The organism is Bradyrhizobium genomosp. I (2014), from assembly GCF_000261685.1.
Classification (GTDB): Bacteria; Pseudomonadota; Alphaproteobacteria; order Rhizobiales; family Xanthobacteraceae; genus Bradyrhizobium.
Genome location: NZ_AJQE01000037.1, coordinates 1 through 21,593, shown reverse-complemented (window position 1 = coordinate 21,593; position 21,593 = coordinate 1). Strand labels below are relative to the sequence as shown.

General features: G+C 65.6%; 20 protein-coding genes. 10 read left to right on the top strand and 10 right to left on the bottom strand.

Translation table 11 applies throughout. The features are described from left to right. Positions 1-62: 62 nt before the first annotated feature. The 7 genes from IC50_RS03780 to IC50_RS42910 form a co-directional block, all read right to left on the bottom strand. On the bottom strand, positions 63-1,301 hold the full coding sequence (locus IC50_RS03780; protein WP_035700603.1) for an efflux RND transporter periplasmic adaptor subunit: 1,239 nt from the start codon (positions 1,299-1,301) through the stop codon (positions 63-65). Positions 1,302-1,303: 2 nt separating this feature from the next. Continuing rightward, entirely contained in the window at positions 1,304-3,667 is a 2,364-nt protein-coding gene (locus IC50_RS03775) for an ABC transporter permease (protein ID WP_035700600.1), read from the bottom strand. 5 nt (positions 3,668-3,672) lie between these two features. Next, positions 3,673-4,380 (bottom strand): ABC transporter ATP-binding protein, encoded by a 708-nt coding sequence (locus IC50_RS03770; RefSeq protein ID WP_035700598.1) that lies wholly within the window; start codon positions 4,378-4,380, stop codon positions 3,673-3,675. A gap of 27 nt (positions 4,381-4,407) precedes the next feature. After that, positions 4,408-5,508, bottom strand: coding sequence for an OpgC domain-containing protein (locus IC50_RS03765; RefSeq protein ID WP_050990872.1), 1,101 nt, complete (start codon positions 5,506-5,508; stop codon positions 4,408-4,410). 109 nt (positions 5,509-5,617) lie between these two features. Continuing rightward, positions 5,618-6,295, bottom strand: coding sequence for a methyltransferase family protein (locus IC50_RS03760; protein WP_035700596.1), 678 nt, complete (start codon positions 6,293-6,295; stop codon positions 5,618-5,620). Beyond that, the gene (locus IC50_RS03755) at positions 6,295-6,549 is read right to left on the bottom strand and encodes a DUF2933 domain-containing protein (protein ID WP_035700593.1); all 255 of its coding nucleotides are present in this window, start codon (positions 6,547-6,549) and stop codon (positions 6,295-6,297) included. Before IC50_RS03755 ends, IC50_RS03760 begins: the two co-directional genes overlap by 1 nt. An 80-nt stretch (positions 6,550-6,629) precedes the next feature. Beyond that, positions 6,630-7,040, bottom strand: coding sequence for a Spy/CpxP family protein refolding chaperone (locus tag IC50_RS42910; protein WP_244429517.1), 411 nt, complete (start codon positions 7,038-7,040; stop codon positions 6,630-6,632). On the opposite strand from IC50_RS42910, the gene IC50_RS42905 reads away from it, so the two are divergent. Together IC50_RS42905 and IC50_RS03745 are read left to right on the top strand one after the other, a co-directional pair. Continuing rightward, on the top strand, positions 7,039-7,185 hold the full coding sequence (locus IC50_RS42905) for a hypothetical protein (protein WP_244429516.1): 147 nt from the start codon (positions 7,039-7,041) through the stop codon (positions 7,183-7,185). The two genes, IC50_RS42910 and IC50_RS42905, sit on opposite strands and share 2 nt — an antisense overlap. A gap of 295 nt (positions 7,186-7,480) precedes the next feature. After that, the gene (locus IC50_RS03745) at positions 7,481-8,635 is read left to right on the top strand and encodes an acyl-CoA dehydrogenase family protein (protein WP_035700587.1); all 1,155 of its coding nucleotides are present in this window, start codon (positions 7,481-7,483) and stop codon (positions 8,633-8,635) included. A 92-nt stretch (positions 8,636-8,727) separates the two neighbouring features. Here the strand turns inward: IC50_RS03745 and IC50_RS03740 are convergent, their stop codons facing one another. Continuing rightward, positions 8,728-10,872, bottom strand: a complete 2,145-nt coding sequence (locus IC50_RS03740; protein ID WP_440588132.1) for a putative bifunctional diguanylate cyclase/phosphodiesterase — start codon at positions 10,870-10,872, stop codon at positions 8,728-8,730. Between the two features lie 478 nt (positions 10,873-11,350). On the opposite strand from IC50_RS03740, the gene mepA reads away from it, so the two are divergent. The 5 genes from mepA to modC all read left to right on the top strand — a co-directional run bounded on the left by mepA (position 11,351) and on the right by modC (position 15,468). After that, positions 11,351-12,295 carry a penicillin-insensitive murein endopeptidase gene (gene mepA, locus IC50_RS03735; RefSeq protein WP_035700582.1) on the top strand — a complete coding sequence of 315 codons (945 nt, stop codon included), beginning with the start codon at positions 11,351-11,353 and terminating at the stop codon, positions 12,293-12,295. 314 nt (positions 12,296-12,609) lie between these two features. Continuing rightward, positions 12,610-13,113, top strand: a complete 504-nt coding sequence (locus tag IC50_RS03730; protein WP_035700580.1) for a hypothetical protein — start codon at positions 12,610-12,612, stop codon at positions 13,111-13,113. 195 nt (positions 13,114-13,308) lie between these two features. Beyond that, the gene (modA, locus tag IC50_RS03725) at positions 13,309-14,094 is read left to right on the top strand and encodes a molybdate ABC transporter substrate-binding protein (protein WP_035700577.1); all 786 of its coding nucleotides are present in this window, start codon (positions 13,309-13,311) and stop codon (positions 14,092-14,094) included. Positions 14,095-14,107: 13 nt separating this feature from the next. Continuing rightward, entirely contained in the window at positions 14,108-14,803 is a 696-nt protein-coding gene (gene modB / locus IC50_RS03720; protein ID WP_035700574.1) for a molybdate ABC transporter permease subunit, read from the top strand. A gap of 2 nt (positions 14,804-14,805) precedes the next feature. Continuing rightward, entirely contained in the window at positions 14,806-15,468 is a 663-nt protein-coding gene (gene modC, locus IC50_RS03715; protein WP_035700571.1) for a molybdenum ABC transporter ATP-binding protein, read from the top strand. 59 nt (positions 15,469-15,527) lie between these two features. Here modC and IC50_RS03710 read toward each other — a convergent pair whose 3' ends face one another. Beyond that, positions 15,528-15,788 (bottom strand): PepSY domain-containing protein, encoded by a 261-nt coding sequence (locus tag IC50_RS03710; protein ID WP_035700568.1) that lies wholly within the window; start codon positions 15,786-15,788, stop codon positions 15,528-15,530. Positions 15,789-16,063: 275 nt separating this feature from the next. Then, positions 16,064-17,857: a potassium/proton antiporter gene (locus IC50_RS03705; RefSeq protein WP_035700565.1), complete on the bottom strand. Its 1,794-nt coding sequence runs from the start codon at positions 17,855-17,857 to the stop codon at positions 16,064-16,066. A 207-nt stretch (positions 17,858-18,064) separates the two neighbouring features. Here IC50_RS03705 and IC50_RS03700 point away from each other — a divergent pair, with 207 nt between their 5' ends. The 3 genes from IC50_RS03700 to IC50_RS38310 form a co-directional block, all read left to right on the top strand. Next, the gene (locus tag IC50_RS03700; protein ID WP_035700563.1) at positions 18,065-19,381 is read left to right on the top strand and encodes a mechanosensitive ion channel family protein; all 1,317 of its coding nucleotides are present in this window, start codon (positions 18,065-18,067) and stop codon (positions 19,379-19,381) included. Between the two features lie 121 nt (positions 19,382-19,502). After that, positions 19,503-20,321: a type I methionyl aminopeptidase gene (gene map / locus IC50_RS03695; protein ID WP_035700561.1), complete on the top strand. Its 819-nt coding sequence runs from the start codon at positions 19,503-19,505 to the stop codon at positions 20,319-20,321. 362 nt (positions 20,322-20,683) lie between these two features. Continuing rightward, a partial coding sequence (locus IC50_RS38310; protein ID WP_157460814.1) for an adenylate/guanylate cyclase domain-containing protein occupies positions 20,684-21,593 on the top strand: 910 nt, incomplete at its 3' end.

Here is a 21,593-nt window from a genome sequence, read left to right as displayed (position 1 = left end):
TCGGCCGCATCGCGGCCTGACGGTGGAATCGCGCCATGCGGGTGGCGTTCCGTCACGGGCCTCTATTCCGTGCCCCTTTGCGCGATCCTGACCCCATCGGCGATCCGGTCGCTCGGGTGCAGCACGACGCGGTCGCCGGCGACGAGTCCTGAGAGAACTTCGGCCACCCGGTTGTTGAGATGGCCGATCTGGACGAGAGCCGTCTTGGCGCGGCCGTTGTCGTCGGTGAATACGGCCCACTGATCACCTTTCCGGAACAAGGCGCTCACCGGCACGGTCAGGGCGTCAGCGGCGCTCCACGTCGTCACGTGGACGATGACGCGGTAGTCGTGTCCGAGCGAGGCCCATGTCTCAGGCGGGTCGCTGAAATCGATGGTAACCCGGACGCGCTGCTCCTCGATGCCGAGTGCTGAGACCTTGAGGAAGCCGGCGGGATCAACACGGACCACCTTTCCCCTGATGGACGGTCCGCCCCAGCCATCGATCCGCACCGGCGCGCCGACATTGACCTGGACGGCGTCGGTCGAGAGCAGGTCGGCGACGACCTCGAGATCGAGCGGGTTGCCGATATCGACCAGCGGCGTCCCGGGCAGGACCGTCGTCTCGCTGTCCTGGATGATCTTCAGCACCCGTCCGCTCGCCGGTGCCAGCACACGGATGCAACACATCGGCTCCGCCGACGGCGCGGCGTTGGCCGGATCCATCAACCGCGCCGCAAGACTTGTGCGCACCGCGCGACGCATGTCGACCTGGGCTTTGGCGCTCGCCAAGGCGGCCTCGTTGGTGGCGACGTCGAATTTCGCCCTGTCGAAGGCTTGGGCCGAAATGGACTGGGTCCGCAGCAAGGTCTGCGCCCGCTGGAATTCGGTCCTGGAAAAATCCAGCGCGGCTTCGATCCGCTTCACCTCGGCTTCCTGCTGCTGAATGGCAGCATCGGCGGCCAGCACCTCGGCCCGAAGCTGGTCGCGCGAGCGCACATCGATGAAGCCCGGCAGCGTCGGCTGCATCAGTGCGACGACAGTCTGGTTGGCGGCAACCTCGTCGCCGACGTGAAGCGAGGGTCCCCGCTCGCCGAGCGGATGCGAGATCCTGAGAACCTTCCCTGCGATGGGCGCCGAGACGGTGTAGACATGGCGCACGCGAGTCTTGCCGTCGTCATCCGCCGTGATTTCGATCGGCCGCTTCGCCACGGTCGCGAGATCGACCAGAACGGGTCGCGGCCAGGCGAACCAGGCCAGCCCTCCTGCGATCGCGGCCAGAAGCGCGACACCGACGATACGTTTGGTCCAATTGGCGGGCATGGCTAGTCTCGCGTCTTGAGGACCGCGACCAGGTCCAGCTTGTCGATGCGCTCACGGATGACCGCGGCGGAGGCGATGGCCGCCAGCGCCACGACGGAGGTCGCGATGACATAGGTCGAATGCTCGACGACGAGGCGGACGCGCATCAATTCGCCGGCCAGATTCGTCTTCATCACCCATGCAAGACCATAGCCCATCAGCCAGCCCGGCGGCTGGGCGATCGCGGTGAGGATGGCCAGTTCAAGCAGGAGGATGCGCAGCACCTCGCCGCGCGTGAAACCGATCACGCGCAAGCTGGCCAGCTCCCGCGCCCGTTCGGACAGCGAGATGCGGGCATTGTTGTAGACCACGCCGAACGCGATCACGGCGGCGAGCCCGGTGTAGATGCTCGCCATCGTGGTGACGAGCAATGCGACCGTCTTGCGGAAGTTCGCCAGCGAGACGCGCTGCAGCGCCACGCCGCCGACCGTCGGCATCGACTTCACCGCCGCGTAGAAATCCTCCGCCCGGTTGCCGTCGAGGCTGAGGTTCACGCTGTTCACGACCGGCGCCTCGCGCATCAGCTTGCGCAGCGCCTCGATGTCCATCATTCCCCTGATGCCGAAATAGTCCTCGACAGTGGCCACGACCGGCATCGTCACGGTGCGCCGGGCGCCCTCCAGGAGATCGAGCTCGACGGCGTCGCCGGGGCCGACGCCGAGGATATCGGCGAGCATGCTGGAGATCGCGAGGCCCGTTTCGGGAAGCGCGACCGGCCGGAGGTCGGCGTCGATGATGCGCCTGAGATCGGCGTCAGTGGGCCGGCCGCTGATGGCGATCCGCCGTTCGACGTTGCCGTGGCGAATGCGAACCGGCACCTCGCGGAACGGCTCTGCGGCGAGAACGCCCGGAAGCCGACGCACCTGCTCCACCACGTTCGCGATCCGCTTCTCGGCGAAACCGATGGTCGCGTCCTGCCGGTCGGCCATGAAGTAGGTGACGTCGATCAGGTGCTCCATCGAGTCGCGGGTGAACAGCGAGACGATCAGGATCGCCGTGGCCAGCGCCATGCCGAGCACCGTGAATGCGGCGCGGACGGGGTGCCGCGCGATGTTGCGCATCATCATGAGCGTCGGCTGCGACACGATTCGATCAAGCTGGATGCTTGCCGGCAGCAGGCGCCGATAGACCGGCGGGGCCGGCGGCTGCATGGCGACGGCCGGCGGCAGCTTCACGACCTCGCGCAGCGCCCGCAGCGCGCCGATGGCGGCGGCGGCCGCGCTGAGCGCGCCCGCGGCGACGTACAGGTCCGGGGCCTTCGCGAACACCAGGAACGGGAAGTGGAAGAAGTCGCCGAACAGTGCCGTGACGCGCAATCCGAGCCAGGTGCCGGCAACGCCGCCCAGGACGATTCCGATCGCGACGATCAGGGCCACGAACTTCAGATAGTGCAGCATGACGCTACCATCGGAATAGCCCAGCGCCTTGAATAGGCCGATCTGTTCGCGCTCCAGCGCGACCATCCGGGTCAAGGTGAGATTGACCAGGAACGCGGCCACCAGTAGAAAGATCGGCGGCAACGTGCGGCTCATGTTGTTGAGCATGTCGAGTTCATGATCGAGCCAGGCGTGCGAGGTCTGATCCTTCCGCCCATGAGCCGCCTGACCGCCATACGGATCGAGCAAGGTGTCGAGCCGCGCGATCACCTCGCGCTCCGACGCGCCGGGCTGCAGCTTGACCGATACCGCCGAGAAGGCGCCATCGAGATCGTAGACACCGGCGAGCGCCTTCTCCGACATCCAGACGATGGCGTAACGGCGATCATCCGGCATCAGGTCGCCCGGACCGATGGTGTAGACGAACTCGGGTGACAGCGCCGTGCCGACAATGACGAGCTCGTGCTTCCTGCCGTTCAGGATGGCCGAGAACCGCGCTCCTTCCGAGAAGCCGTGAGCCCGGGCGAACGACTCGTTGACGACGACTTCCTCGGAACGCCCGGGCTCCGGAAGGCGCCCAGACCGCACATGGAGCCGATTGAGATGCGGCTCGCCGTAGTCGGGCAGCGAGACGAACTGGCCGCTGGCGGGCTCCGAGAAACCGGGAATATCGAGCAGCGCCGGCTTGGCGATGCGGGTGTCGACGGCGGCGACGCCGGGGATTTCGCCGATCCTGCCGGCCAGCGCCTTGGGGGCGCGCTTGGCCTGCGCGAACACGTCGGCAAAGCCGTAGCGCTCGTAATATGCAATCCGGGTCTCCTCCAGCGATCGATGCGAGCCGACCGCAAGCACCAGTGTCGCAACCCCGCCGCCGACGACCAGGGCGACGGCAAGGACCTGCGCCCAGAGCCGCCTGACGTCGCGAAACAGCTTGATGTCGAGCGCCCTCATGGCCGTCACCAGGTGAGCGCGGCGGCTTCCCGCCGGGTCTCGTTGATCTGAATCCGGGAGATCCGGCCGTCGGCGAAGAACAGCACCCTGTCAGCGACCTCCTGGATGCTGGCGTTGTGGGTGATGATGAGCGTCGTTGTTCCGAGCTGCCGGTTGACGCCGAGCAGCGCCTCGATGACGCGAATGCCGGTCTTCGAGTCCAGCGCCCCGGTCGGCTCGTCGCAGAGCAGCACCGCCGGGCGCTTTGCGATCGCGCGGGCGATGGCGACGCGCTGCTGCTCGCCGCCGGAGAGCTGGGCGGGGAAATGATGCATCCGCTCTTCCAGCCCGACCAGCGCGAGCGCCTCGGCGGGCCGCATCGGGCTTCTGGCGACCTCGGTGACCAGCGCGACGTTTTCATACGCGGTGAGGCTCGGCACCAGATTGTAGAACTGGAAGACGAAGCCGACATGGTCGCGGCGATACTTCGTCAGCTCACGGTCCTGAAGGTCCGTCAGGTCGAGATCGCGGAAGTACAGCCTGCCGCTGGTCGGCCGGTCGAGACCGCCCATGATGTTGAGCAACGTCGTCTTGCCGCTGCCGGAGGGGCCAAGCAGCACAACCACTTCCTTCTCGGCGATCTCCAGATCGACATTTCTGAGGGCATGCACCATCACCTCGCCCGAGACGTAGGTCTTGGTCAGCGCCTTGGCGGTGAAGACAGGCTCGCCCATCGAAGTGCCTGCGTATTCGTGTTCAAGTCACAACGGCCGGAGATCAGGATGCACGCCGCGATCGATTGCGGCGATCAATATCGCCATGGCGCTCATCAGGCCCAGGCCCACCAGAGTAAGCAGCGTCTGCGATGCCAGGCTGTTCCAGCCCAGGCTGAGCAGCGCATGAGCTGCAAAGGACAGCAAGACACTGACGCAATAGATCGCCAGCGAATATTCGCCGCATCGTATCAGCGGCCACAGCGCTCTGGCTTTCAGGATATTGGCATTGCTTGGAAGAAGGCGCCAGCAGAGGAGGGCGAGCGCGGCAAAATGCAACAATCGCAAGATGTCGAGATTGGTCTTGTCGACCGGGTAGATCAGCCGCGACAGCCATCCCGGCACATAGTCTTCGATCGCGTGGATCTGCCAGCCCAAGGTGATCACGAACGAGAACAGCACGTAGCCCGCCGCCAGGACAGCAAGAGCCCGGGACTTGAGAATGACAAGTTGCCAATCGCCGCGGTTTGCCCCCCACCAGATGCCGATCACGAACAGCAATTGCCAGTTCAGCGGATTGAAATAGAGCTGTCCCCTTGGATAGGCCGGGATGTACCAGTCAAACAGATGGGCGAGAACATAGAGGGCCACGGATCCGGTCAGGGCCAGCGGCCAGGCGCCTATCGTCAACGGCAGGATGAGGACGAGAGCGAAGTGGAGGATGACCATCAACAGGAGAGGGTCCAGATTGACCGGAGAATAGCGCAACAACACCACCTGAAGCAGTGTGTCAGCGGGCTGTTGCAGCAGGATGGCCAGGTTGGCGTGATCCAACATGCCGGGCTGCCATGCAGCGATGTAGGACACTTCCGCCAGCAGCAGGACGACAGTCAAGATTTGCGCGATGTAGATTTCGAACGAACGCCGCAGCATGCGTAAGCTTGCGACCGCAAAGCCGGACCGACGCAAGAGGTTGCCGTAGACGATGCCGGACGCAAGGCCCGACAAGAATACGAGAATCTCTGCCGCATCGCTGAAGCCGAAGTTCTTGGGCGTGAACCTGTTCAGATAGCTTTCCGGGATGTGATCGATATAGATCCACCACAGGGAAAGGCCCCGGAAGAGATCGATCCGAAGATCGCGCTTCATCAAGGCTGGCGGTCTGGTCGCGGTCCATTTCACTCCTGCGCCCTGCCTTTCCTGATTGGTGCGCCTCCCAAGTGCTTCACTGGCCAGCTCGGTGAGCTGATCGCCAGGATCAGCCGTGACGATAGGTCGTGCCGGTCGAGCCCGGCCGGAGAATTCGGCTCAGGCGCGGTATGAAACCCGGGACTTCCGCAGCATATTTCGCATAGGCCTCGCCGAACTCCGCCATGGCGTCCCGCTCCTCGTCTCTCGCGAGCTTCACATACATGACGGTCAAGACGGGAAACATCGCCAGTGTGAGGATGGTCGGCCATTGCAGCAGGAAGCCGAACATCACCAGGACGAAGCCGACATATTGCGGATGCCGGACGTAGCTGTAAGGCCCGGTGGTCGCGAGGCTACGGGTCTGCTGCGCGTCGTACAGCACCCTCCAGGCGGCAGCGATCAGAAGGAACCCTGCACCGATGAAGATGAAGCTCAGGACGTGGAACGGACCAGCGTGCGGATTGGTCTTCCAGCCAAACACCATCTCGAGCAGGTGGCCGGCATCATGCGAGAACCAGTCGACATCCGGATAGCGCGACTGCAGCCAGCCCGACAGGAAGTAAATGGTGAGCGGAAAGCCGTACATCTCGACGAACAGCGCCACCAGGAACGCACTGAACGCGCCGAAGGAGCGCCAGTCACGCGAGGTCTGCGGCTTGAAGAAGCTGTAGGCGAACAGGATGAAGACCGCCGAATTGACGATGACGAGGCTCCAGAGACCATAGGCCGGCGCAGCGTCGTGCATCACATGCTCCTTTGATCGTTCGACTTGCTGCCGCCGTGATTGTGGCCATGTCCGCCATGCATGAAGACGTGCATCAGCGGACAGGCGAGGAGGGGCAGCCAGACCAGAAGTCCGAGCACGTGGGCCCGGTGTTCGGTGAACAGCAGCGCGCCGGCGATGACCAGGAATCCCATCAAGACCAAGCCCGCCTTGGCCCTGGTGGACATGCCCTCCTGCGGGCGCTCTCGAAACCCGGAATGGTCTTGCACCGTCATGGCACGCTCCTGCGGCTATTAAGAGCCTAGCGGCGCGGCCGTCATCATGGTTGATTCACATCAAGTTTCCGACAGAGTCCTTACCTGCCTTGCATCGGCATGGCGCCCATCCGGCCACCCTGCATCATCGGCATCATGCCCATGTTGGGCGCGAGCAACTCGTCGGCGGTCTTTTTCTGATCGTCGGAGAGGGCGCCGACGAGGTCGGTCAGCGCCGATTTCATTGCACGGGTGGCCTCCAGCCAGGCGGATAGCCATTTTTCCTGCCAGCTCACACGATCCAGCAAGGTCTCGGATCCGGAGCTGGCCATCGACCCGCGGAGCTCCCCGAGAGCTTTGGCATTCGCGCGCAACGCGTCGGCGAACGCGTTCCAGGCGTGTGCCTGAGCGTCCGTGATCTTGAGCTCGGTCCGCAGAAAGGCAATCCGGCCCTCCACGCGATCGATGGTCTCCATTCCGCTCATGCAGTCACCGCCGGACTGACGCATCATGCCCATCATCCGCATCATGTCGGACATCGGCATGTTGCCGCCCATCATGTTCATCATGCCGCCGCCCATCCTGCCCGGAGATGGCGCGGTGCTGCGCGGCGCCTCCGACGGCGTGGCCGGACTGGCCGCAGGAGCGTCCTTCTGATCCGGGTGATGGGCCTGGTGGTCGGCAGGCGATTGCGCGAGGGCGGAGGTGCCGAGGAGCGTGAGCGGCAGGGTCGCCGCAAGTATCCGATGTCGCATCGTGTTTCTCCCGAGGTTTCGCGTTCGCCGCGATTGTGGGGATCGCCCGGAGACTTCGACTTGACCCATGTCAACCGAACCGCCGCGGCAGGCCATGACACGTTCATTCCGGCCGACGCCATCGCCTTGATCCCATCAGCCAAATGGATCAACATCGCGCCTCCACCGCTCACGGCAGAAGGAGCGAGACAACGCGGATGTCCGAGCTTCCCGGATTCGGTCTGGTCGAGCGGGCGCGAGCGATCGCGCCACTGATTGCGCGCGAGGCCGACGAGATCGAGCGGACGCGGCGGCTGACGCCCGACGTCGTGGCTGCGCTGATCCAGAACGGGCTCTACCGCGCGCTGCTGCCGCAAAGCCTCGGCGGCGCCGAGGCCCCCATCGAAGCCTTCATGCAGATGCTGGAGGAAATCGCCAAGGCGGATGCGTCCGCCGCCTGGTGCATCGGCCAGTGCGGCGTCTGCGCGATGATCGCGGCCTGGCTCGACCACGATGCCGCGCGGGAAATATTCAACACCCCGCCCGGCATCCTCGCCTGGGGCGCGGTAGCGCATGAGGCGCGCGCGGTCGAGGGCGGCTATCGCGTCACCGCGCGCTGGGACTTTGCCTCGGGCTCGCGGCAGGCGAGCTGGCTCGGGGCGCATGTCCGCATCGTCGGGGCTGACGGCGTGCCGCGCAAGAATGCCGACGGATCGCCGGAGGTGCGCACGATCCTGTTTCCGGTTGCGAGCGCGACCTTGCACGACGTCTGGCAGGCGATCGGGCTCGCGGGCACCGGCACGGATTCCTATGAGGTGAACGACCTCTTCGTCCCCGAGCGATTCACGGCGTTTCGCGACGTGCCGTCGGCGCTGCGCGAGAAAGGCGCGCTCTACAGGATCGGCACCGGCTCGACCTTCAGCCTCGGCTTTGCCGCAGTGTCGCTGGGCGTCGCGCGCGCCACGCTGGATGCCGCTGTCGCGCTGGCGCGTGGAAAGCATCAGTCGCTTGCGGCCGGCGCCATGCGGGACAACCAGGCCGTCCAGGGGCTGATCGGCCGCACCGAGGGCAATTTGCGCGCCGCCCGCGCCTATCTCTACGCGACGGCGGATGCGATGTGGCGCGATCTGGCTGCGACCGGCGAGTTCAGCGCGGCGCATCGCAGTGCGGTCCGGCTAGCGGCAACCTGGACCATCCATCAATCGGCAAAGGTGGTGGATACCGCCTATCACATGGCAGGCGCCACGGCCGTGTTCCGCAGCCAGCCGTTCGAGCGACGCCTCCGCGACATGCATGCGATCGCCCAGCAGATCCAGGCGCGGGATACGCATTACGAGGATGTGGGGAAGGCGATTTTGGCAGAGGGACGCTGAATGGCCGCCGCAACGATGGTGCGCTCCCTCTCCCGCAAGCAAGCGGGAGAGCTTGATGGAGAGAGCGGTGCGTCCCTCAGGTCAGTAGCCGCTCACGCCACCAACGCCGCGTCCTCGTCGCCATCGATGCCGCGCTGCGCCTGCAAGAGGCTGACGATCTCCGCATTCGGCCGGGCCTTGCTGAACAGAAAGCCCTGGCCTTCGTGACAGCCTTCGGCGCGGAGGCAGCTGAGTTCGGCTTCGGTTTCGACGCCTTCGGCGGTGATGGTGACGCCCAGGCCCTTGCCGAGGCTGACGATGGAACGGATGATCGCCTGCGCCTCGCGATTGGCCCCTAAATCGCGCACGAAGGACTGGTCGATCTTGATCTTGTCGAAGGGGAAGCTTCTGAGATAGCTGAGGCTGGAATAGCCGGTGCCGAAATCGTCCATGGAGATGCGCACCCCGAGCGCGCGCAGGGCGTGCAGCGTCGCCAGCACCTGCGCGCTCTTCTCCAGCAGCAGCGTCTCGGTGATCTCGAGCTCGAGCCGGCGCGGCGGCAGGCCGGAATGTTTCAGCGCGTCCGTCACCACCGAGAGCAGATTGCCGCTGCGGAACTGCAGCGGCGACAGGTTGACCGCGACGTGGACGTCATCGGGCCAGGCGGCGGCATCCAGGCACGCCCGGCGCAGCATCTGCCCGCCGAGAGGATTGATCAGGCCAGTGTCCTCGGCGATGGGAATGAATTCGGCCGGCGAGACCATGCCGCGCTCGGCATGCGGCCAGCGCACCAGCGCCTCGAAGCCGGTGATGCGGCCGCTCTGGAGATCGATCAGCGGCTGGTAATAGGGACGGAGCACGTCGTTCTGGATGGCGTCGCGCAGCTCGACCTCGATCTTGCGGCGACTCTGCGCTTTCGCATCCAGCGCGGCCTCGAAGAAGGCGAAGGTGCCGCGCGCGTCCAGCTTGGCGCGCGACAGCGCCATGTCGGCGCTCTTGAGCAGCTTCTCGGAATCATCACCGTCGCCGGGCGCCATCGCAATGCCGATCGAGGCGCCGATCACCACGGAATGGCCGTCGAGCAGATAGGGATCGGCGATGGCCTCCAGCAGGCGCTTGGCGAGCATCACCGCGTCCTCGGGACGCGTCAGGCCGCTCTGCACGATCGCGAACTCGTCGGAATTCAGCCGCGCCAGCGCGTCCTCTTCGCGCAGGGTCGAACGCAACCGCTTGGCGACGCCGCGCAGGAGCTTGTCGCCGACCGCATGTCCCAGCGTGTCGTTGACCGCCTTGAAATTGTCGAGCCCCAGCATCAGCACCGCGACCTTCTCGGCGCTGCGACGCGTGTGCACGAGCATCTCGTCGATCTGCTGGCGCAGCAGCGTGCGGTTCGGCAGGCCGGTCAGCCCGTCATGCTGGGCCATGAAGGCGAGCCGCGCCTCGGCGCGCTTGCGCTCGGTGATGTCCATCAGCGCGAGCAGCGCCGCCGGCCGCTCGGCATAGGTCAGCTCGCGGGAGTAGATCGCAAGGTCGATCAGCGTCCCGTCCGCCTTGACATGCTTCCAGGTGCGGCCGGCCTGTTCCTCGCCGGTCGCATCGGCGGTCCAGGGCGGCTCGCTGTCGAAGGCCTGCAGGGCGCGGATCTTCAGCTTTTCGAACTCGGCCCGGCTGTAGCCGTAATGGGCGACCGCGGCATCGTTGACGCCGAGAATGCGCTCATCGTCGAGCGCGCAGACGATCATGGGCACGGGATTGCCGTCGAACAGCAGGCGGAACGAGGCCTCGCGCTGCTTCAATTCGGTGATGTCGACGCGCAGGCCGACGACGCCGCCGTCGTCGGTCAGGCGCTCGTCGATCAGGATGACGCGACCGTCCGACAGCTTCTGCTCGTGGCGCGCACCGGGCTGATAGAGCTTTTGCAGACGTTCGGCGATCCACTCGTCCTCATGACCGATGGCCTCGGGATAGTCGCCGCGGGCGACGCCGATGCGCAGCGTGTCTTCGAGGCGCGCGCCTTCCTCGAACAGATCGGCGGTCTTGCTGTAGATCTCGGCGTATTTCCTGTTCCAGAGGACGTAACGGCCTTCGGCATCGAGGAACACGATGCCTTGCGGCAGGATATCGATGGCCTGGCGCAGGCGTTCATGGGATTTTCGCGCTTCCGCGATCGCGGCTTCCGCCTCGGCACGGCTGCGCAGGACCTCGTCGCGCTCGACAGGGTCTCGCGGCGCGCACGCGAAACGCGGCTTGCGCGCCATCCTGCCGGCGCGGGCAAGCACGTTCTGCTTTCGCTTTTTCGTTTTTCGAGACCCCAAACTCAACTTCACTTCCCAGTCGCGCCCCCGGCGGCCGCAAGTCTTGAGGCAAGTGTCTGAAAAAAAAGTAATCTTGCCCGGGCGCGGTCCGCGCGAGGCGGGGCTTGCTGCCTCTTTGCGCGGCGCGGCCAACGGCGACAATCGCGGTCAGGCTGAGCGCGGCGCCGCAATCAATGAGCGATCTGGCGCAAAATTGCGCGCGCACTTGAATCGGTTCCGAAATCGCACGCGATTGCATGCGAGCCGCAGGTTTTCCTCCCTCCGCGCACGAATTTTGGTCAATGCAGGATAGGGTTATTGCACCGTTAAGAAACGGCCGTTTCAGAGGCGATTTGGGGTGCACACATGTGCGGCGAGCCTGCGGCTGGCTCACGGCCTCCTTGTTAACCCCGATGCAGCATTGGGCTATAAGGACGTCAGCATGAGTCGCCGCCGCATCACCCTCCTCCTGCTCTCGCTCGCTCTTCTGGCTGCCGGCGGCGCGCTGGCCCAGGACAAAGGCAGCATCAACCCGAAGCCGCTGCCGCCGCTCGCCAATCCGAACGACCCCAATCTCGCCGCCAAGGAACTGTTCGCGCGAAAGCTGCTGCCGTCGAAGGGGCCGGCCCATGTCATCGGTTCCTACACCAAGGGCTGCATCGGCGGCGCTGAGCAGATTCCGGTCAACGGCGACCATTGGCAGGTGATGCGGCTGTCGCGCAATCGCAGCTACGGCCACCCCGACATGATCGCACTGATCAAGCGGCTCGCGGCGAGGGCGCACAGGGACGCGGGGTGGCCCGGCATCCTGGTCGGCGACATCGCCCAGCCGCGCGGCGGGCCGGCGCTGTCAGGCCATGCCAGCCACCAGATCGGTCTCGACGCCGACATCTGGCTGACGCCGATGCCGGACCGCCGGCTCTCGCGCGAGGAGCGCGAGGACATGTCGGCGGTGATGATGGTGCGCCAGGACCGGCTCGACGTCGACCCCCGGGTGTTCACACCCGGCCATGTGCTGGTGCTGCGCGATGCGGCGCGCGAGCCGGCGGTGCAGCGCATCTTCGTCAACGCCGCGATCAAGAAGGCGCTGTGCCGCGAGGCCAAGGGCGATCGCGCATGGCTGTCGAAGATCCGGCCGTGGTGGGGCCACGACTACCACTTCCACATCCGCATGCGTTGCCCGGCGGGCGCCCGCGAGTGCCAGGGCCAGCCGTCACAGGCCGAGGACGAAGGCTGCAAACCCGCCGATCTCGCCTATTGGTTCTCCGACGCGGTGCTGCATCCCAAGCCGCCGCCGGAGCCGCCAAAGCCGAAGCCGCCGATGACGCTGGCGCAGATGCCGGCGGCCTGCAAGGCGGTGCTGCACGCGGGTGATGCGAAGCCGTAGGGCGCGCTGTCACCGCCCCGCTCGGTGTCGTCCCCGCGAACGCGGGCACCCATAACCACAGGCAGGAGCGAGGGACAAAGCTCCCGCTCCGGGTCTTCGCCAAACATCGCCCTGTGGATCCCGGATCTGCGCGCAGCTTCGCTGCGGCTTGTCCGGGATGACGACGAGTTGGTTGGTTCGCGTCGTAATGATACGCTAGGATCCCCTTCGCCGCCGCGCCGTAAGCCTGCGGCATCCCGGGATGCGCATCCCGTTCACCAACGAACCTGACCGCAAGCCTCGCGCCGTTCGCGTGGCCAATGATGGGAGTTCGCATGCGCGCCCTCACCTTGCTCGCTGCGCTCGCGTTCAGCGCAAACTCCGCCCTCGCGGCCGAAGAGCCCAGCGGCTGCGACAAGTTCAGATGGCCGATCGATCGCGAGCGCGCCGCGCTCACCGCGCCCGACCTTGCCAAGCTCGCATCGGGCAGCGACCAGGCGGCCTTGCCGGCCTCGGCCATCACCCTCGCGCTGGTCGTCCCAAGCGAGGCAAAGCTGCCCTCGCCGCCGGAGCGCGCGCCGAAGGACGGCACCTTTGCCGGCTTCACCAGCGTCAAGTCCGCCAAGGCCGGGCTCTACACGATCAGCCTGTCCATCGGCGCCTGGGTCGACGTGGTCCAGGATGGGCATGTCCTCAAGCCCGCGGCCTTCAGCGGTGCGACCGATTGCAGCGGCATCCGCAAGACCGTGAAATACGAGCTGTCGGCGCAGCCTTTCGTGCTCCAAATCAGCGGCGCCAGGGAGAATACGGTCGCGATCGCAGTCCTCCCCGTCCAATGACGCGGTTTGCCAAACAAGCGGCCACCCTTTGACCTGAGGCCGCGGCCCCTGCTATCTTCGCAATTGCGATATCCCTGCCGGCCGTAAGCCGCAGCCGGGGCTCCGTGGAGCAGCGCTTCCACCCGTCGCGACCTATCCACCAACGCCAGTCCAGCGCGTGCATCTTGCGCGCGCGAACTCGCACGGAGCGCTCCCATGTTACGCATTGCAGGACTTTTCACCGCCTTCGTGATCCTCGCCGGCGCAAGCCTTTCGCCGGCAGCCGCCGAGGACAAGACCATCACCGTGTTCGCCGCCGCGTCGATGAAGAACGCGCTCGACGAGGTCGACGCCGCCTACACCGCCAGGACCGGCGTCAAGTTCAGCGTCAGCTATGCGGCAAGCTCGGTGCTCGCCAGGCAGATCGAGCAGGGCGCGCCGGCCGACGTGTTCGTCTCGGCCGATACCGACTGGATGGACTACGCGATCTCCAGGAAGACCATCGATGAGCCTTCCAGAGTCAACCTGCTCGGCAACAGCATCGTGCTGATCGCGCCGAAGGATTCCAAGATCGACAACGTCGCCATCACGCAAGGCTTCGACCTCGCAAAACTCGCCGGCGACGGCAGGATCGCGACCGGCGACGTCAAGTCGGTGCCCGTTGGCAAATATGCCAAGGCGGCGCTGGAGAAGCTCGGGGCCTGGCAAGCGGCCGAGCCGAAATTCGCCATGGCCGAGAGCGTGCGCGCGGCGCTGACGCTGGTGGCGCGCGGCGAGGCCGCGCTCGGCATCGTCTATTCCACCGACGCCAAGGTCGAGCCCGGCGTCAAGGTCGTCGGCACTTTCCCGGCGGGGTCGCATCCCGCGATCATCTATCCGGTCGCCGCGACCACGCATGCGAAGGCCGGGACCAACGACTATCTCGCCTTCCTGCGCTCCTCGGCCGCCAAGACCATCTTGGAAAAATACGGCTTCAAGTTCCTGGTCAGCCCGACGATCTGATATTCGGCAATTGATGTTCGAGATCTCGCCCGCCGAATGGACGGCGATCCTGCTCTCGCTCAGGGTCGCCATCATCGCAACGCTGGTGGCGACGCCATTCGGCATCGCGCTGGCGTGGCTGCTCGCGCGGCGCGATTTCTGGGGCAAGTCGCTGCTCGACGCCGTCGTGCACCTGCCTCTGGTGCTGCCGCCTGTCGTCACCGGCTATCTGCTCCTGCTGACGTTCGGCCGCCGCGGCCTCGTCGGCGGCTTCCTTGCCGACCATCTCGGCATCGTCTTTTCATTCCGCTGGACCGGCGCGGCGCTGGCCTGCGGCGTGATGTCGTTTCCGCTGCTGGTACGCCCGATGCGGCTGTCGATCGAGGCGATCGATCGCCGGCTCGAGCAAGCCGCCGAGACGCTTGGCGCGGCCCCCTGGAAAGTGTTCTTCACGGTGACGCTGCCGCTCGCGCTGCCCGGCGTGCTCGCCGGCATGGTGCTCGGCTTCGCCAAGGCGATCGGCGAGTTCGGCGCGACGATCACTTTCGTCTCCAACATTCCCGGCGAGACCCAGACGATTTCCTCGGCGATCTATTCGCTGATCCAGACGCCGGACGGCGATGCCGCTGCGGGACGGCTGGTGATCGTCTCGATCGTGCTGGCGCTGGGCGCGTTGATCGCCGCCGAGTGGTTCGCCCGCCGCGCCACCGCGCGCCTGCACGGAAACTGACCATGCTGCGCGTCGACATCGAAAAGCAGCTTGGCGAATTCTCGCTGCATGCATCCTTCGCCAGCGAAGGCCGTGCCATCGGCCTGTTCGGCGCCTCGGGCGCCGGCAAGACGTCACTGGTCAACATGATCGCAGGGCTGTTGCGGCCCGACCGCGGCACCATCGTGATCGACGGCGAAACCGTCGACGACACCGCGGCCGGCATCCATGTCCCGGCCTGGCGCCGCCGCATCGGCTATGTGTTCCAGGACGCGCGGCTGTTTCCGCATCTCAACGTCGCGCAGAATCTCGACTATGGACGGCGGATGAACCGCCTGCCGCCCGATCCCTCTCAGCACAAGCGCATCATCGACCTGCTCGACATCGGCGCGCTGCTCGATCGCCGCCCCGGGAAGCTCTCGGGCGGCGAGCGCCAGCGCGTCGCGCTCGGACGCGCGCTGTTGTCGAAGCCGCGCCTGCTGCTGCTCGACGAGCCGCTCGGCGCGCTCGACGAGGGCCGCAAGCTCGAGATCCTGCCCTATCTGGTGCGGCTGCGGGATGAAGCCAACGTGCCGATGGTCTATGTCAGCCACGACGCCGCCGAGCTGCGCCAGCTCGCGACGCAGATCGTGATGCTGAAGCAGGGCCGCGTGACGTCCTTCGGCGGGGTCAAGGTGCTGACGTGAGGCGGCGGCAGCCCGGATTTCGCCGCTGCGCTCCATCCGGGCCACCGTGTTCCTTTCAGCTACCAGCCGCGGTCGACATTGCGGACCTCGCCCGTACGGGCATCGACGTCCACCTCCATCCACCGGCCCACGCGGTCGCGACCCTCGATCTCCCATTCATCGCCAAGGAAGTTCGTGTGCGAGACCGTCACAACGCCGAGATCGCTCGCCACATCGAGCGCGACCTGCATCGAGATCTGATCGCCGGTGTCATAGGCCATCGCGGGCGCCGCTGCGCCGAGCGTAAGGGCCATCGCGATCGGAAGGATGAACTTTCGCATTGGTATACTCCTGTCATTCCAAGCTGTTACGCGGCTTAAAACGAGCGGCGCCGCCGAGCGTTCCGGGTTTCGCGCTCACGAAGCGGCGCAAATCTTCGGCGGTTGCGGCGATTTGGTGGCGGTTCCCCATCCTCGTCATTGCGGGTTCGAGCTATCCCGCCCCGGTATGGCGAAGAGAACCTAAAGCATGATCCGGAAAAGTGCGTAGCTGTTTTCCGAAAAGATCATGTTCAAACAGCAACCTACAGCGCGATGACGATTCATCGCATCGCGCTTTAGACCCCCGCCACCGAGGTCCACAGCTCCGCGAGCTTCTTGCGCAGCTCCTGCGCGCGCGTCAGCGGCGCTGGCGTCTCGTCTTCTTCCGGCAGACGCAGGCCGACGACGTTGACGCGGCCACCGGAGATCGAGCGCGCGACCAGGACGATCTCGTCGAGCGCGAGCTCGGCGCCGTCTTTCGGCGCGCGGTCGAGATGGACGTCGAAATAGTCGGCGAGCGTGAGCTTGCCCTCGTCGTCGCTCACCTTCACGCCGTAGATCTCGGCGAGCTCGGCGAGCGTGTGCTCGCCGGAGACCATGAAGTCGCCGAGCAGATGCGGATCGGGCGCCGTGCTCGGCTGCATGTCGACGAAGAAGCGGTCGAGCGACTCGGCTTTTTCCGGCGGAGCCAGCAGGTAGATGTAGTCGCCGGGCGCGATCGGGTCGGCTTCCGTCGGCGTCAGGATGTTCTCGTTGCGGATCACCAGCGTCGGCTTGGACCAGGACGGGATCAGGCCGCGGCGGAAATACAGGCTCTTGGGCCGCACCGGGTAGCCGACGAGCTGCTGCTCGAGCTGACCGGGCAGATCGAGCTCGACGCGCCGCGGGCCGCGCTCGGCGCGCGGCAATGCCACATGCAGCTTGCGCGCGGCCGGCGCCAGGGTCCAGCCCTGCAGCAGCAGCGAGATGATGACGACGACGAAGGCAACGTCGAAATAGAGGTAGGCCTTCGACAGCCCGACCAGCATCGGGATCGAGGCCAGGAAGATCGCGACCGCACCGCGCAGGCCGGTCCAGGCGATGAAGATCTTCTCGCGCCAGTTGAAACGGAACGGCGAAAGGCACAGGAACACCGCGAGCGGCCGCGCCACCAGCATCAGCACGAGCGCGACGGCGACCGCCGGCAGCACGCTGGCGCCGAGCCGGCTCGGCGAGACCAAAAGGCCGAGCAGCACGAACATCACGATCTGCGCCAGCCAGGTCGCGGCATCGAGGAACGTCACCACCGAATTATGCGCGCGGGTCGGCCGGTTGCCGATGATGATGCCGGCGAGATAGACCGCGAGGAAGCCGGAGGCGTGCATGATCTGCGAGCCGCCGAAGATCACGAGCGCACCTGTGGTCACGAACGGGGCATGCAGGCCCTGCGGCAGCGCCACCTGATTGAGGGCGATCACGACGAGGCGCCCGCCGATGACACCGACGATGGCGCCCAGCGCCGCCTCCATGACGAACTCCATCAGCACATGGCCGGGCGAGCTCGAGCCGACCGAGATGTACTCGACGAGCATGAGCGTGAGGAAGATCGCGAACGGGTCGTTGGTGCCGGATTCCGCCTCCAGCGTCGCGCCGACGCGCGGGCGCAGCCGCAGGCCCTGGGTGTGCACCAGCAGAAACACGGCGGCCGCATCGGTCGAGGCCACCACGGCACCGACCAGCAGCGACTCCGCCCAGTTGAGGTCGAGCGCGTATTTGGCGAACGGCGCCGTGATCAGCGCGGTCAGCAGCACGCCGACGGTCGCGAGCACCACGGAGGGCGCGAGCACGGTGCGGATGCTGGCAAAGCGCGTCCGCAGGCCGCCGTCGAACAGGATCAAGGCGAGCGCCACCGAGCCGACCAGATAAGTGGTGCGGACGTCGTCGAACTGGAGCTGCCCCGGGCCGGAATCGCCGGCGAGCATGCCGATCGCAAGGAAGACGAGCAGCAACGGCGCGCCGAAGCGCAGCGCGAGCAGGCTCGACAGGATACCGGCCATGACGAGGACGGCGCCGAGCAATATGGCGAGGCTGACGGAGTCGAGGGAAGCCATCCACCTTCCGGGTCAAAACAGCTGGAATGGCATCCTTATCGTCGGCAGACTCGCGCGCCAACCCATTTTCGCATCTCGCGGCAATCTGCCCGTATTTTACGGCCTTAACGTACTTCACTTCGCGGTGTATCGATGGTCCGGTCGCGCCCTTTGTGGGAATCTGCGGCTCCCTCGAATCAATTCCCTCCCCGCTTGCCGACGAGACCGATGGACATGGACCTCAAGGACTTCATGGAGTTCGTGCAGACCACCGCGCGCAGCGTCGGGGCGGAGGTCTCCTCACCCTGGTTCTACCTGCAATTCGGTCTCATCCTGGCTGCGGCCGGCATCGCCTATGCCGCGGAGGCCGCGATGCGCAGCCGCGTCGACATGACCTCGCTGGCGATGCGCTGGCCGCTGCCGTTCCGGCATTTCGTCCGGGTGATGGTCTCCAGCGCCTCGACGGCGGTGTTCACGCTGCTCGTGATCATCTCGCGCGTGGTGATGTACCACGCGACCTGGCCGAGCCGCAGCTATCTCCTGATGGTCGCAGCCAAGCTGGGCTTCGCCTGGCTCGTCATCCGGCTCGTGACCTCGGTGCTGCGCAACGCCTTCATCGTCAGGCTGGTGTCGATCACGGCCTGGTTTCTCGCCGCCCTCTCGATCCTCGGCCAGCTCGACACGACGGTCGAGCTGCTCGATTCCTACGCGATCGTGCTCGGCGGCCTGCGCCTGACCCCGCTTCTGGCGCTCAAGGCCGGCGCACTGCTGCTGCTCGCACTCTGGCTCACCAACATCGCGAGCAATTTCGCCGAGAGCCGGATCAATGCAACCACGGACCTGACGCCGTCGGTGCAGGTGCTGCTGGTCAAGATCATCCGCATCGGACTTCTCGCCATCGCAATCGTCATTGCGCTCGGCGCCGTCGGGATCGACCTGTCGGCGCTCGCGGTGTTCTCCGGCGCGGTCGGCGTCGGCATCGGTATCGGCCTGCAGAAGATCGTGGCCAATTTCATCTCGGGCATCATCCTGCTCGCCGACAAGTCGGTGAAGCCCGGCGACCTCGTCACCATCGGCGACAATACCGGGCGGATCAGCGCGATGAAGACGCGGTATATTTCCGTCGCCGCCGGCGACGGCCGCGAATTCCTGGTGCCGAACGAGGACCTGGTGACGCAGAAGGTCGTCAACTGGACCTATACCGACAAGAACACGCTGGTGAAGATCGCCTTCGGCACCCATTACGACGCCGACCCTCGCCTGGTCTGCACGCTCGCCGCCGAGACCGCCGCCGCCCATCCGCGCGCGCAGAAGGGCAAGCCGCCGACCTGCATCCTGACCGAGTTCGCGGAAGCCGGGATGAAGTTCTCGCTGACCTTCTGGATCGCCGACCCCGACGGCATGGACAAGGTCAAAAGCGACGTGATGCTGGCGCTGTGGGACGCCTTCAAGCGCGAGGGCATCCGGGTTCCCTATCCCGTCCGCGAAATCCGCATCCGCGGGGGCGCCCTGCCGGTGGAAACCACCGTAGAAGTCCCGAATTAGGCCCGCTTTCCCACCCAAGGTCGCACGCTCGGCTTGCATGAAGGCCGGCAATCATTAAATTAGGGCCTGAAATCAAGCCCTTCCGCCGGTATTGAGATCGGCCCCGAAAGACCTGACACGCATGAGCTACGTCGAAGCCTCCGATACCTCCCTGCGCAAGACCGGACAGATCAAGCTGCATGGGCCGAGCGCCTTTGCCGGCATGCGCAAGGCGGGCGCTCTGGTGGCGAAATGCCTCGACGAGCTCACCGATATCGTCGGGCCGGGCGTGCCGACCTCGAAGGTCGACGAATTCGTCCGCGACTTCGCTTTCAGCCATGGCGCCTATCCGGCGACGCTGATGTATCGCGGCTACCGCTATTCGACCTGCACCTCGCTCAATCACGTCGTCTGCCACGGCATGCCCGGCGACCGTCCGCTGAAGGAAGGGGACATCGTCAACATCGACGTCACCTTCATCGTCGACGGCTGGTACGGCGATTCCAGCCGGATGTATGCGGTCGGTCCGATCGCCCGCAAGGCCGAGCGGCTGATCGAGGTCACCTATGAAGCGATGATGCGCGGCATCGCCGCCGTGAAACCCGGCGCCACCACCGGCGACATCGGCCACGCCATCCAGAGCTTCGTCGAGCCGCAGGGCATGAGCGTGGTGCGCGATTTCTGCGGCCATGGCCTCGGGCGCATGTTCCACGACGAGCCGAACATCATCCATATCGGCCGTCCCGGCGAGGGCGTGCAACTCAAGCCCGGCATGTTCTTCACCATCGAGCCGATGATCAATCTCGGCAAGCCGCATGTGAAGATCCTCTCCGACGGCTGGACCGCCGTGACCCGCGACCGCTCGCTGTCGGCGCAATTCGAGCACTCCGTCGGCGTCACCGCGACCGGCGTCGAGATCTTCACGCTGTCGGAGCGGCACGGCGAGAAGCAGATCGGGTGATTTGCCGCCCGCAACGGCAATTGCCAGCGGCGGCCCCTTATAGCGAGTGGCGAGTCTGCTTTTGCCAATCAGCGCGCCAAGGACGCACCGGCCGACCTAGAGCCGCGTTTCAGTTGATCACCGATCTTGCCTTCGCCAGGGGCCCCGCACGACAGTGCTGAGACGCACGCAACCGGCAGCAAGCACGTTCGGGTGAAAGCACGCATATGATGGGAAAAGCATGGCCGCAATCACGTCAGTCTCGCTGACTGCGCAGCCGTGTCGCACCTTTCCATGATGCGCCGCCGATGTTCTAATGCAGGCGTCTTGACTGGGCATGGAGATATGGTCATGGCGGGTTCTGTCGAGCGGTGGCGGACGACATGAAGACCTACCTGCCGGACAACGAGCTGGGGCGGCAGCACGCTCTCGAAACCTATCGCATTCTCGATACGCCGCCGGAGATCGCCTATGACGAACTGGCGGACCTCGCGGCGCAGATCTGCGGCTGCAGCGCCGGGCTGCTGACCTTCCTCGACGACAAGCGACAGTGGCTCAAGGCCAAGTGCGGCCTGCCGCCTGACCTTACGCACGTGCCCAAGGAGATCTCGATCTGCCAGGCGACGATCTGCCATGACGATCTCATCTATGTGCCTGATCTCACGAAGGATCCGAGGTTCAGCGATTCGCCGCTGGTCGCCGGCGAGTTCGGGCTGCGCTTCTATTGCGGCATGCCGCTGATCAGCGAGGAGGGATACGCGCTAGGAACGCTCTGCGTCATCGATTTCGAGCCGCGCGAGCTCAGCTTCGAGCAGCAAGAAGCAGTGCGGCGGATCTCGCGTCAGGCCGTGGCTCAGCTCGAGCTCAGACGTAGACTCCGCGAGCGCGACGAGATGCTGGCCGAGCTCGACAAGGCGCGCGCAATGGCGGAGGCTGAGCGGAGCAAATCAGACGCGCTCCTGCTCAACATCCTCCCCCCGGCGGTCGCCGAGGAGCTCAGGGCCAACGAGAAGGTGCGGCCGCGCTTCTATCAATCAGTCAGCATCCTCTTCGTCGATTTCGTCGATTTCACCCGGCATGTCGAAGCGATCGAGCCGGCGCAGGTCGTGCACCAGCTCGACGAGTACTACAGCAGTTTCGACGAGATCATCGCGCGCCATCGGCTCGAGAAGATAAAGACCATCGGCGATGCCTATCTCTGCGCTGGCGGCCTGCCCGAGATCAACCGCACGCACGCTGTCGATGCCGCGCTGGCGGCGCTCGAGATTCAGGACCTGCTTGTCAAGGCAAACC

Excerpts from the sequence above, each read along its gene's own strand:
- IC50_RS03780 (WP_035700603.1), bottom strand. The coding sequence starts at position 1,301 with ATGCCCGCCAATTGGACCAAACGTATCGTCGGTGTCGCGCTTCTGGCC.
- IC50_RS03775 (WP_035700600.1), bottom strand. The coding sequence starts at position 3,667 with ATGAGGGCGCTCGACATCAAGCTGTTTCGCGACGTCAGGCGGCTCTGG.
- IC50_RS03770 (WP_035700598.1), bottom strand. The coding sequence starts at position 4,380 with ATGGGCGAGCCTGTCTTCACCGCCAAGGCGCTGACCAAGACCTACGTC.
- IC50_RS03765 (WP_050990872.1), bottom strand. The coding sequence starts at position 5,508 with ATGAAGCGCGATCTTCGGATCGATCTCTTCCGGGGCCTTTCCCTGTGG.
- IC50_RS03760 (WP_035700596.1), bottom strand. The coding sequence starts at position 6,295 with ATGCACGACGCTGCGCCGGCCTATGGTCTCTGGAGCCTCGTCATCGTC.
- IC50_RS03755 (WP_035700593.1), bottom strand. The coding sequence starts at position 6,549 with ATGACGGTGCAAGACCATTCCGGGTTTCGAGAGCGCCCGCAGGAGGGC.
- IC50_RS42905 (WP_244429516.1), top strand. The coding sequence starts at position 7,039 with ATGCCCATCATCCGCATCATGTCGGACATCGGCATGTTGCCGCCCATC.
- IC50_RS42910 (WP_244429517.1), bottom strand. The coding sequence starts at position 7,040 with ATGATGCGTCAGTCCGGCGGTGACTGCATGAGCGGAATGGAGACCATC.
- IC50_RS03745 (WP_035700587.1), top strand. The coding sequence starts at position 7,481 with ATGTCCGAGCTTCCCGGATTCGGTCTGGTCGAGCGGGCGCGAGCGATC.
- IC50_RS03740 (WP_440588132.1), bottom strand. The coding sequence starts at position 10,872 with ATGGCGCGCAAGCCGCGTTTCGCGTGCGCGCCGCGAGACCCTGTCGAG.
- mepA (WP_035700582.1), top strand. The coding sequence starts at position 11,351 with ATGAGTCGCCGCCGCATCACCCTCCTCCTGCTCTCGCTCGCTCTTCTG.
- IC50_RS03730 (WP_035700580.1), top strand. The coding sequence starts at position 12,610 with ATGCGCGCCCTCACCTTGCTCGCTGCGCTCGCGTTCAGCGCAAACTCC.
- modA (WP_035700577.1), top strand. The coding sequence starts at position 13,309 with ATGTTACGCATTGCAGGACTTTTCACCGCCTTCGTGATCCTCGCCGGC.
- modB (WP_035700574.1), top strand. The coding sequence starts at position 14,108 with ATGTTCGAGATCTCGCCCGCCGAATGGACGGCGATCCTGCTCTCGCTC.
- modC (WP_035700571.1), top strand. The coding sequence starts at position 14,806 with ATGCTGCGCGTCGACATCGAAAAGCAGCTTGGCGAATTCTCGCTGCAT.
- IC50_RS03710 (WP_035700568.1), bottom strand. The coding sequence starts at position 15,788 with ATGCGAAAGTTCATCCTTCCGATCGCGATGGCCCTTACGCTCGGCGCA.
- IC50_RS03705 (WP_035700565.1), bottom strand. The coding sequence starts at position 17,857 with ATGGCTTCCCTCGACTCCGTCAGCCTCGCCATATTGCTCGGCGCCGTC.
- IC50_RS03700 (WP_035700563.1), top strand. The coding sequence starts at position 18,065 with ATGGACATGGACCTCAAGGACTTCATGGAGTTCGTGCAGACCACCGCG.
- map (WP_035700561.1), top strand. The coding sequence starts at position 19,503 with ATGAGCTACGTCGAAGCCTCCGATACCTCCCTGCGCAAGACCGGACAG.